Raw genomic sequence first — 11,438 nt, forward strand, 5'->3', positions numbered from 1 at the left:
AGTATATATAGCATCAGATATGGAGGAACCTATCGTGGAAATCAGGACATTACGCTATTTTTTAGCTGTTGTAAAAGCGCAGAGCATCATCGGTGCCTCCCGGGTACTGCACATTACTCAGCCTACTCTGTCACGTCAGCTCAGCGAGATGGAAGAAGAACTGGGCTGTCTATTATTTAAACGGAGCAACCGCTTTATTACGCTTACATCAGAAGGATTGTTTTTATATAAGCGTGCTGAGGAAATCGTAGGACTCGTCGATAAAACAACCAATCAGTTCAAAAAGCCGAATGAAATCATTTGTGGAAAAGTCTCGATTGGCTGTGCTGAATCGGAGACAATGCGTTATATTGCTAAAATGATAAAAAAGATTCAAATACAATATCCGCAGGTAGAGTTCCAGCTTATTAGCGGCAGTATTGCTGATGTTGCTGATAAAATTGACAATGGTGTCTATGACTTCGGCGTATTTTGTGATGTTGTAGACAGCAGAAAATATAAGTATCTGCGCCTGCCTGAAGAAGAACGTTGGGGTGTGCTGATGCGCAAAGGGGATCCACTGGCTCAATATGATGCTGTTACACCATCGATGTTGTGGGATGCTCCGCTGATCTGTTCTGGAGAAACCTTGCCTGGCAGTGCACTTTTAAATGACCGCCTTGCGGAATGGATTCAAAAAGATTTTAGTGATCTTCATATTACGGCTACATATAATCTGCTGTATAATGCATCTATCCTCGTTGAAGAAGGGCTGGGATATGCAATATGCTTTGACCGTATTCTGAACCTCAGTGGTGAAAGCATCCTTTGTTTTAGGCCCCTTGTACCTGAACTGACCAGCAGTATTTACTTCGTTTGGAAAAAGGATCAGATCTTTACCAGACAGGCGGCCTTGTTTCTGGAGCAAATGCAGGAAAATCTGTCTAAAGAAACGAATGTAACTGGAATCTGACAGATAATTCTTTTTCTGCTGTATAACTACGGCTATTGCAGGCGTGTTATATAAAACGGATCTCTGTCATGTGTTTGCCTCAGCAAATGAAGTCAGCATCAGCAGTTTTTCTATCTTTTGTTTCACGTGAAACATGAGGGGAGAGACATGGTATAATACAGGCAGGAGAAGGCGGAACAATTTTTTGCCGGTAGGAATATATGTAGCAATCCTGCTTTTGGAAAATACCTATACTATAATACTATATCGGCATCATAAGATATGAGGAGAAATGTGATGAGTGTTATTCGCAATGCGACGATAACAGATGCCGCAGCCATTTTACAAATATACGAGTATTACGTCGTACATACGGCCATTACCTTTGAATATACATTACCATCTTTGGAAGAATTTAGAGAACGCATGATACAGACGATGAAGAAATATCCCTATTTAGTCATTATAGAGGATGGGCAGATTCAGGGATATGCCTATGCCGGCCCCTTTGTCGCCAGAGAAGCCTATAACTGGTCCTGTGAGATGACCATATATATGGACAGGAATGCACGAAAACAGGGCTTGGGCCGTATGCTGTACGAAGCACTGGAACAGGCGCTGCAGCGCATGGGGATTCTGAATCTCTATGCCTGCATTGGCTATCCCGAACAGGATGACGAATATTTGACGACGAACAGCGCTGATTTTCATGCGCATTTGGGGTATAGAAGAGTTGGAACATTTTATAACTGCGGTTATAAATTTCAGCGATGGTATCATATGATTTGGGTGGAGAAAGTCATTGGGATTCATGAGAAAGAACAGATACCGGTAGTGCCATATCCAGATCTGATGAACGTGTAACTTCCTGTGTTTCACGTGAAACACAGGAGAAGATGGTATGGAATATATTATATACAGGAGGTTTATATGATTCCTTATTCCGTATTACTTGTCGATGATGATGAAAAACTTTGTGACCTGCTCAAGTCCTATTTTGAGCGGGAGCAGTTTGTCGTATATGTTGCCCATAATGGGGTAGAGGCCCTGTCACTGCTGAAGCAGTATGAGCCGCAGATTATGATACTGGATTTGATGATGCCTGCCATGGATGGGTTTGAAGTGTGCCGGCGGATACGCGTATTCAGCGATATTCCCATTATCTTTCTGAGCGCCAAAGACGATGAGACGGATCGGCTCGTAGGCCTCAACATTGGCGCTGATGATTATGTGTCCAAGCCATTTAACGTGAAGGAACTCATTGCCCGTGCACACAGCCTGCTGCGCCGGGCCAGGGGAGAAGTCATTCAGCATACGTCGCGATATGAAATACGGGATTTAGTCATTGATAAGGAAAAATTTACAGTACTGCGCAGAGGGAAACCGATTGTACTGACGCCGACAGAATTCAAGATTCTGGAAGTCCTGGCGTCGTCTCCGGACCGGGTGTTCAGCCGCATGCAGCTCATGGAGAAGGCTCAGGGCGGATATAGTTTTGAAGGCTATGAACGGACCATTGATACGCATGTCCGGAACCTGCGGAAAAAGTTGGAGCCTGATCCGGCTGCGCCAATGTATATTCTGACGGTCTATGGAATTGGGTATAAGTTTGCTGGAGGCAGTCATGAAGCGGTATGATAGTCTGGTATTTCGGCTGACCGGGATGGTGTTTATCCTGCTGTTTTTGACGATTTCCCTGCTGCTCTTTCTGGTCAATAACCAGATGTCCAGCAACTTCTCAGAATACCTGCAGATGTACAATGCCATGCCCAGTCACGGCATGATGCGCCACGGCATGATGCATGGAGCCGCAGAAATGCACTATCTTTCGTCCATTCATGAATCGCTGCTATGGGTAGGCCTGCTCATGCTGTCTCTGAGTGTTGCCGTCAGCTACGTCGTCGTGCGGCGTCTTACACAGCCTCTGCTGGCACTGACTCATGCGGTGCACACCATACAGGAAGGTAAACTGGGACAGACTGTTCCTGTAGAACGGCATGATGAAGTAGGGATACTGGCCCAGACTTTTAATGATATGTCCGTCCATCTGGCCGAGAATGATTTGATGCGGCGCCATCTCTTTGCCAGTATTGCCCATGAACTGCGGACGCCTCTGGCGATTTTGCAGGGAAATCTGGAAGGCATGGTAGATGACGTCATTCCTACAGACAAGAAAATACTGCTGTCCATGGAAGATGAAGTGCTGCGCCTGAGCCGGCTCGTACAGGATCTGCGGGATCTGTCGCTGGCCGAAATTAATGAACTGGTTCTACACAAGACGAAAAGCAATATGAATCTTCTGCTGGAACGGGCAGTCAGCATGCTGCAGCCGCTGTGCGAAGAAAAACAGTTAGTCGTCTCTCTGGACCTTTGTCCCGATTTGCCTGATATTTCCATTGATACCGACCGGATTAACCAGGTTATTTACAATATACTGAACAATGCCATTCGCTATATTGACAGGGGCTGTTCAATCCATGTATCGACACAGTGTGTGGAACAGGAAGGACGGCGTTTTGTACAGACCACCATTGCCGATACGGGCAGGGGGATTGCCGAAGAAGATTTGAAACATATTTTCCAGTACTTTTATCGGGGAGAAAAGTCGCGGAGCCGTAAAAGCGGCGGCAGCGGCATCGGTCTGGCTCTGGCGCAGCAATTCGTATTGTGTCATGGCGGGACCATTCATGCTGACAGTACAGTCGGAGAAGGGACGACGTTTACCTTTACCTTGCCGGTATAACTGCATATGAAAAACAAGGAGGCCCTGTGTTTCACGTGAAACACAGGGCCTCCTTGTTTTTTGGAAAATCGGTTATTTTACCAGTTCATAGCCGGCGTTGGCAATGACTTTGGCAAAGGCATCGTCGGAGATCGGTTTTGTCGATGTAACATCGGCTTTTTTCCCTTCCAGGTCTACAACGACATCTGTAACGCCGTCCATACCGGCCAGGGCATCGTGGACGTGCTTCTGGCAATGCTGACACATCATTCCTTCAATTTTCAATGTAGTTTTCATCGTTTTGTTTCCACCTTTCGTAGGAGATATATGAGGAGTTTCCCGTGATGTTTCACGTGAAACAGTTCCAGCTGAAGACTGACTTTCTGTGTGACTTGGCGCAAAGAACCGAAGCCGAAGGGCATTGAGGACGACGCAGACACTGCTCATGCTCATAGCTGCGGCGCCGATCATGGGGCTGAGCTTCAGGCCATAGGCCGGATAGAGAAGGCCTGCAGCCAGAGGAATGGCAATGACGTTATAGAAGAATGCCCAGAACAGATTTTCTTTTATATTTTTGATGACTGCTTTGCTCAGGCGGACGGCGCTGACTGCGTCGAGAAGGTCGTTGCGCATGAGGACGGCATCAGCACTTTCAATAGCCACATCGGTACCTGCGCCAATGGCCATGCCCAGGTCGGCTTTGGCCAATGCTGGCGCGTCATTTATGCCGTCGCCAATCATGGCAACTTTGTGGCCCTGGGCCTGGAGGGCGGCAATATGTTTTTCCTTATCCTGCGGCAGTACTTCGGCAATGACCTTGGGAATATGGAGGCGCCGGCGAATGGCTTCTGCCGTGCGGGCATTATCGCCAGTCAGCATGACTACGTCAATTCCCATGCGGGCGAAATCGGCAATAGCAGCGGCACTGCTTGCTTTTTCCACGTCAGCAACGGCGATGATGCCGATGATCTGCTGGCTGTCTGCAAAGAGGAGGGGCGTTTTCCCTTCGTCAGCCAGGGCATTCAGCCTGTCTGTATAGTTCGTCAGGGGAATCTGTTTTTCCTTCATCAATGCTGCATTTCCGGCATAATAGGTTTTTCCATCCACTTCCGCCTGAATGCCGCGGCCAAAAAGGGCCAGAAAATTCGTTACTGCCGCCGGCGCAACCTGATGTTCTTTGCCATAAGCAGTAATGGCTTCGGCCAGGGGATGTTCGCTGCCCTGTTCCATACCGGCTGCTAGGGAGAGGAGTTCATCCTGGCTGACCCCTTCGGCATAGATATCCGTGACCTGCGGCTTTCCTTCCGTAATGGTTCCGGTCTTGTCCATGACGACCGTATCGATGGCATGGGCTGTTTCCAGAGCTTCACCGGATTTGATGAGAATGCCGTTTTCCGCACCTTTGCCAGTGCCTACCATAATGGCTACAGGCGTAGCCAGGCCGAGGGCGCAGGGGCAGGAAATGACGAGAATGGAAATGCCGATGGAGAAGGCAAATTCCAGATCGGCGCCCATGAGGAAATACCAGACAGCCGTGACGAGAACTGCCAGGGTAATGACGGCAGGAACGAAAATGCCGGCAATGGTGTCGGCCATTTTGGCAATAGGAGCCTTGCTGGAGCTGGCTTCATCGACGAGGCGGATAATCTGATTAATCGTCATGTCATCGCCGACGCGTTTGGCCGTGAAGTGAATAGAGCCGGCCTTGTTCATCGTAGCGGAAGTGACCGTGTCGCCAGGCTGTTTTTCCACGGGAATACTTTCGCCTGTAATGGCCGATTCATCGACGCTCGTCGTTCCCTGTGAAATGACGCCGTCAGCAGGAATGCGTTCTCCCGGGCGGACGACGATTTCATCGCCGACAGCCAGCTTTTCAATGGGAATAACCGTTTCGGCACCATTGCGAATGACTGTGGCCTGTTTAGGCGCCAGGTTGATGAGCTTTTCAATGGCCGCACTGGTCTTTCCCTTAGCTCTGGTTTCCAGGTATTTCCCAATTGTAATCAAGGTGACGATCATACCGGCTGATTCAAAATACAGGTTGGAACTGTACGCCGATACGAGTGCCCAGTCGCCGTGGCCCAGTCCCCAGCCAATGCGGAAGATGGCAAAGGCACCAAAGATGGCTGAGGCCATGGAACCCATGCCGACGAGGCTGTCCATATTGGGAGCGCCCTGAAACAGATTGCGGAAGCCATTGATGTAATACTTGCGATTGAGATACATAATCGGCAATATGAGTAAAAATTGGGAGAACGCAAAGGTAATGGCGTTTTCCGGGCCGTGAAACAGGGCTTTAAAGGTCTCTGGCACGGGCAGGCCGAACCATTCCAGAAACATGTGATGCATGGCAATGTACATGGTAGGAATGAGAAAGATAATCGACCATATGAGGCGGTGCTTCATTTCACGCAGTTCTGCATTTCCATCTGTTTCTGCCGGTGCCGCAGCGGCAGGAGCACCGGCTTTGGTTTCCAGTGCGGCACCGTACCCGGCGTTTACTACGGCGTTGACAATATCCTGACTGGACAGGATAGAATCGTCGTAATTTACCTGCATGCTGTTGGTCAGCAAATTGACGCTGGCCTTCTGCATGCCCTGCAGCTTGGATACGGCCTTTTCTACCCGTGTAGAGCAGGCAGAGCAGGACATGCCTGTAATATGATATTTTTCGTGTTTCATGTCATCAGTCCTTCCTTTACTTCATTAATTTTTGTAATGTACAGACTAATTCATCCACTACTTCATCTCTCCCTTCACGAATGTCATGGACGACACAGCTTTTGATATGCTGTGCCAGTAATTCTTTATTAAAGGCATTGAGCGCTGACTGTACGGCTGTTACCTGTGTTAAAATATCGACACAGTAGCGGTCTGTTTCCAGCATGTTGCGAATGCCGCGAATCTGCCCTTCTATCCGGTTCAGGCGGGAAATGAGGCTTCGGTATTCTTTTCCTTCTTTGTCACGATGCTTCATCTTGGCCAGGCCGCAGTGACAGGGAACGGATTTCTTCAGATCCATTGCAGTATCCTCCTGGATTATCCATATATTTATATACCCCATATGGGTATATAAATATATTATACCCGTATGGGGTATATGTCAATGGTGGTCACTTAGCCAACAGGGAATAAAAAAACGATGTCCCTTTGGGGAACATCGTTTGCAGTGCAGTTATATTATTTTTTCAGGACAGCGACGACATCCTGGGTCTGGTCTGTAGCATTTTCAAAGCCGGCAATAATGGAGCCCTGTACGACAATGCAGTCCAGGTTCTTTTCTTTGCGGACTTTTTCTACAGACTGAACAACGTCTTTTTCCATGGGAACGACTAATTTGTTTTCCAGATCTGTAATCCGCTGGTTGAGCTGTCTTGCCAGATCCCGTTTTTCCTGATCTGTTTTCATGTTAGCCGATTTAGTGGAAAATTCTTCATCTGCTTTTTTGATAGCAGCCTGCATTTGTGCGCTTACTTTGGGATAATCTTTATGAGAAGAAATGAGCGTATCAAAATTGACGTAGCCGACGCCCGATGCAAATGCCGAGGCAGCAGCAGCCATGCTCATCATACCAATCACTGCCAGAGAAGCCAGTTGTTTTTTTACATTCATCATATGAACCTCCTAAAATATGAGATATACTCAACTTCAGTACTTTGTTGTATTATAGCAGACTTGGCCAAAAACCACAATGTATTTTACAATACTGTGACAAATGACGGAAACAATTTATTTTTTTTCGTCTGTGCTCGATGCTTCGTCTTCATCTTTAATATAGATATATTTGTCTTTCTTCATCTTTTCAATAATTTCCGGCGCCATGGCAATCAGTTTTTCAAAGGCTGAAGCCTGGTAGCCGTCTTTTTTGATGGAAAACATTTCGACTCTGTCCCCTTTGATGACCAGTACAGCTGACGGTTCCATTTTTGCGCCGCCGCCGCCGCCGGCACTGCCTGAGCCGAACCCGAAGGTTACGTCGACAAAGGGGACAATAATGGCTTCACCGATATGGACGGCTTCGCCGACTACGGTTTCTACTTTGATCATTTCCTTGAAATTTTCAAAAATCGTCTGTAAATTGTTTTTGATATATGTATTATCCATGATGTTTTTCCCTTCTTGACGTGTAATACTGGCCGAGCAGGCGGCGCACTGGCGATGATACGAGGAATGAAAGGGTTGCCAGAATAAAGACGGAAGGATAGAGTTTTCCCTGGCCCTGAGCTGTACAGTCGTACTGTTTCTCTGTGAAATTGAAATGAAGATCCTCAATGGAGTCCGGCATTACGGTGTATAAGAAGCCTGCCAGCATGCCCGTTTCATGGGGCTGAGCAAGGCCGAGACTGCCGCGTATCGTAAACTGGCGTATACGGGCACTTAAAAGGGCGCAGTCGAACCAGCGCCAGCAGGCGAGCAGCATATCTTCGCGAAGGAGCAGCTGCGTTACCGATTTTCCGGACTTGGAAGGCGGCGATGTTTTGGCACTGCTGCGCAGCTTTTCATACGTAAGGGTACGGGCAGTTTTTTCTACTTCTTCTGCTGCAGCGGCACACTGTTCTTCTGTAATGGTTTCCTCTGCCGGAGCGGACTGTCTTTCTTTCCCGGCAATGGAAAAGGATGTAACTGGTTTCTCCCCGTACGTATACTGCCAGGTGTAATGCAGCATATGCCCCAGCCAGCACAGGGTTCCTTCCATGTAAAAAGGAGATTTTATGTGTACCAGTACCTGGTAGGTCAGGGGAACAGAGGCAGCCGTAAGGATGAGAAGGAGCAGCAGGGTTATGCAAGCGACGGCGGCCATGAGGCGGTCACCCCCTTATTGTTCTCCGCGCTTATGGAAAATACAGTCTACATTATCGGCTCCAAAGCAGCGGGAGCAGGAAATGCACGTAGCCGGTTCCGTACTGCCTCCTTTCCAGAGAGCCGGTAAATTGGGCTGGCGGAGGAAAGGCCGGCTCATGGAGACAAAGGCAATATCTGTAGTGTTCAGACAGTGTTCGATTTCGCCGATTTGCCGGAATCCGCCGACGACGCCGACATCAATGCGTCCTTTGAGCTGTGCTGCTGCTTTGGCAGCATATTTGGCAAAGTACATGGGTTCTTTGGTTCGGCGAATGGCCCGCAGCGGACCTTGCCGCGGCAGGGAGGACATATTGCCGCCACTGACTTCGATGGCGCTGGCCTGAGCATCGGCAATCCATTCCATGACCTGACGGCTTTCGTCAAAGGTCATGCCTCCTTCTTTCATGAAGTCGGCACAGTTCAGTTTGACCCACAGCGGATAGGCGTTGCCTGTTTCCCGGCGAATGGCGGCGATGCATTCCAGCAGAAAGCGGGCTCTGTTGCGCAGGGTTCCGCCGTATTCGTCGTCGCGGTGATTGAAGTAAGGCGACAGGAATTTACTGGCCAGGTATCCGTGGGCGCCATGGAACTGCACGCCGTCGAAGCCAGCCTGCTTTGCCCGGCTGGCTGCACGGCCCACATCTTCTATAAGGCCGGCAATCTGGTCTGCTGTAAGGGCACTGGATTCCTGGACGAGACGGCCGATTTTTTCGGTAACGCCGCTGGGACTGACAATGGTTCGGCCGTCTCCCTGGGGAAGCATAATGGCCGATCCCATGACGACGATTTGGGCGACAATTTTGCCGCCATGATCGTGGACGCGCTGAACGATGCGGGACAAGGGCTGAATATAGGTATCATCATCTATGCGAATTTGATGGCGCTGCCATGGTTCCAGCGAACTTACGGCCATCATTCCCGTAATGATGACGCCTGCGCCGCCATCGGCAAGCCGTTCATAGGTCTGTCCTAACCGCTCTGTCGGATAGCCCGCTTCGTCAGCCATTCCTTCAAAGGTGGCGGAACGGACAATGGGACAGGCTGCATTAATGCCGCCGATACGACAGATATCAAATAACATGGCAAATCTCTCCTTGGTAATACAAGATGGGGTAAAGTTTTATTTTTTATTATATCCTAAAACAAGGTAAAAATCTAATGCTTTCTCCTGTAAATCCTGGCTGCTTGAGAGATTTCATTTCTCTGTACGGCTGTGAAATGTTGGATAGGCCGGCACTTTCCTTTATAATATAGATTAGATAATCAGATGTTAGATGCAGCAGTGCAGATGTGCTGCGTTGTGTATAAGGAGGGATACTTGTGAAATATATAGATCTTACGGTGCCGTCAGCGGCATCGTTGTTATGGCGGCGTAAATTCTCGTTTTCCCGCCGCGCCGGGCGCAGTGAATACTGGCTGAGCGTCGGTATTTTGAATGTGTTCTACATGCTGATTCTGGCAGGTGCTGACGCCGGAACGTACTGGCTGTATGGGCCGACGTATGCTGAAGCCGTTTTGGGCGGCATCATGACCAGCCTGACCCTGGGCGGCTCGTTCCTTGTGTTTCTCATCAGTCTGGCCGTTACTGTGCGGCGCCTTCATGATACAGGACGCAGCGGCTGGTGGTATTTGCTGAGTTTTATTCCCGTTGTAGGACAGCTGCTGCTTTTTTTCTGGCTTATTCAGCCGTCTGACGGTGACAACTCCTATGGAACCAGGCTGCAGCTGCTGGAGACAGCACATGAGGAAGACGCCTGTGCTTCGCCGTCAGATATGACCTGGCAGCGTGCCGGCGCATGCATTTGGCATAGTCCTCTTTCCTTTTCCGGCCGTATGGGGCGGGATGTATTCTGGCTGGGACTTGTTGCTGTGCAGCTGGTTGTTCTTCTCAGCATCATCGCCGCCGGAATCAGTTTTTTCTGCGTCATGACGCTGTTTGTTGCTATCTCTGCCTATACCCTGCTGGCCTGGCCGCCGGTTATTTTCTCCTTTGTGATGATAGGGGCCATCATTATACTGGTAGCTGCCAATATGATGGTTCTTTTGTCCATGAGTGTACGCCGCCTTCACGATACAGGCCGCAGCGGCTGGTGGTTCTTAGTGAGCCTTATTCCCGTTGTCGGCATGTTCATTCTCCTCTGGTGGACCACAGCGCCTTCGGCGCCAGATAATCAGTACGGAATTCGGCCGGAATAAAGCAATCCTGCCTCCGACACAGTATATCAGCTGTGTCAGAGGCAGGATTATTTTTTATATAATAGGGGTCAGCAGACTTTGTTGCCGTTAGCTACCATTTTAAAGCGCAGCCCCAGCAGCTCTGAGGCCCTTTTGCACATGAGCATGCGCTGCATGAAGATTTCAAAATAGTCCATAATGGAGCATATATTTTCATCCAGCTCAATAGCCAGGGTAATGGTCTTTTTGGAAATATCTATTTTCAGTTTAGATGACAAGGCGGCGTAATTGACCTGATCGTGCTTGTCAAAGGTTTCGCGGATCTGATTGCGCACGCGGTTGCGGCGAACGTCGGTTTTATCTGCCAGAATCAGGGCTGCAGAGACCGGATCGACAGCGATGCCGCTGTTTTCATCGTGCTGGCCAATGGCCGTAATAATCGTGGCAATATCTTCCGGCGGCGCGCCCCAGTCGCGAAGAAACTGAAAGGCCATAAGGGCCCCGGTGTGGGCGTGATCGATGCGGTTGATGCAGTTTCCCAGGTCGTGCATGTAGCCGGCAATGCGGGCTAGTTCGACTGTGTGATCATCGTATCCTAATTTTTTTAACAGTTTTCCTGCCGTCACAGCTACTTTGGCGGCATGTTTGCGTGCATGTTCCGTATAACCCAGTACTCCCAGGACGTTATTTCCCTGTTCCAGGTAAATGTTGAGTTCCTTCGCATGCATAATGTTTTCATACGTAAATTTTTTCATACTAATATAATAC

12 protein-coding genes are annotated in these 11,438 nt (G+C 49.0%); 5 read left to right on the top strand and 7 right to left on the bottom strand.

Features of this window, described 5'->3' with window-relative positions:
• The 4 genes from Q3886_RS04945 to Q3886_RS04960 form a co-directional block, all read left to right on the top strand.
• Nucleotides 1–952, top strand: a 952-nt coding sequence (locus Q3886_RS04945; RefSeq protein ID WP_301860060.1) for a LysR family transcriptional regulator, incomplete at its 5' end; no start/stop codon positions are given.
• 276 nt (nt 953–1,228) lie between these two features.
• The gene (locus Q3886_RS04950) at nt 1,229–1,795 is read left to right on the top strand and encodes a GNAT family N-acetyltransferase (RefSeq protein WP_301860061.1); all 567 of its coding nucleotides are present in this window, start codon (nt 1,229–1,231) and stop codon (nt 1,793–1,795) included.
• A gap of 66 nt (nt 1,796–1,861) precedes the next feature.
• A complete protein-coding gene (locus Q3886_RS04955; RefSeq protein WP_301860062.1) occupies nt 1,862–2,569 on the top strand; it encodes a response regulator transcription factor in 708 nt (235 codons plus the stop codon).
• The gene (locus Q3886_RS04960; RefSeq protein WP_301860063.1) at nt 2,556–3,674 is read left to right on the top strand and encodes a cell wall metabolism sensor histidine kinase WalK; all 1,119 of its coding nucleotides are present in this window, start codon (nt 2,556–2,558) and stop codon (nt 3,672–3,674) included. Before Q3886_RS04955 ends, Q3886_RS04960 begins: the two co-directional genes overlap by 14 nt.
• 72 nt (nt 3,675–3,746) lie before the next feature.
• Here Q3886_RS04960 and Q3886_RS04965 read toward each other — a convergent pair whose 3' ends face one another.
• The 6 genes from Q3886_RS04965 to Q3886_RS04990 all read right to left on the bottom strand — a co-directional run bounded on the left by Q3886_RS04965 (nt 3,747) and on the right by Q3886_RS04990 (nt 9,576).
• Nucleotides 3,747–6,335, bottom strand: coding sequence for a heavy metal translocating P-type ATPase (locus tag Q3886_RS04965; protein ID WP_301860064.1), 2,589 nt, complete (start codon nt 6,333–6,335; stop codon nt 3,747–3,749).
• Between the two features lie 16 nt (nt 6,336–6,351).
• Complete coding sequence (locus Q3886_RS04970; protein ID WP_367881551.1) at nt 6,352–6,675, bottom strand: metal-sensing transcriptional repressor; 324 nt, start codon at nt 6,673–6,675, stop codon at nt 6,352–6,354.
• Nucleotides 6,676–6,833: 158 nt separating this feature from the next.
• Entirely contained in the window at nt 6,834–7,268 is a 435-nt protein-coding gene (locus Q3886_RS04975) for an OmpH family outer membrane protein (RefSeq protein WP_367881552.1), read from the bottom strand.
• 114 nt (nt 7,269–7,382) lie between these two features.
• Nucleotides 7,383–7,757, bottom strand: a complete 375-nt coding sequence (locus tag Q3886_RS04980) for a GerW family sporulation protein (RefSeq protein ID WP_301860065.1) — start codon at nt 7,755–7,757, stop codon at nt 7,383–7,385.
• Nucleotides 7,750–8,454: a hypothetical protein gene (locus Q3886_RS04985; protein ID WP_301860066.1), complete on the bottom strand. Its 705-nt coding sequence runs from the start codon at nt 8,452–8,454 to the stop codon at nt 7,750–7,752. The genes Q3886_RS04980 and Q3886_RS04985 overlap by 8 nt, the downstream gene beginning before the upstream one ends.
• Before the next feature lie 15 nt (nt 8,455–8,469).
• A complete protein-coding gene (locus tag Q3886_RS04990; RefSeq protein WP_301860067.1) occupies nt 8,470–9,576 on the bottom strand; it encodes an NADH:flavin oxidoreductase in 1,107 nt (368 codons plus the stop codon).
• A 239-nt stretch (nt 9,577–9,815) separates the two neighbouring features.
• On the opposite strand from Q3886_RS04990, the gene Q3886_RS04995 reads away from it, so the two are divergent.
• The gene (locus Q3886_RS04995) at nt 9,816–10,691 is read left to right on the top strand and encodes a DUF805 domain-containing protein (protein ID WP_301860068.1); all 876 of its coding nucleotides are present in this window, start codon (nt 9,816–9,818) and stop codon (nt 10,689–10,691) included.
• A 68-nt stretch (nt 10,692–10,759) separates the two neighbouring features.
• On the opposite strand, the gene Q3886_RS05000 is transcribed toward Q3886_RS04995, so the two are convergent.
• The coding region (locus Q3886_RS05000) for an HD domain-containing protein (protein ID WP_301860069.1) at nt 10,760–11,438 on the bottom strand (679 nt) is incomplete at its 5' end.

Origin of the sequence: uncultured Megasphaera sp. (genome assembly GCF_958350005.1) — a bacterium.
GTDB lineage: Bacteria > Bacillota > Negativicutes > Veillonellales > Megasphaeraceae > Megasphaera.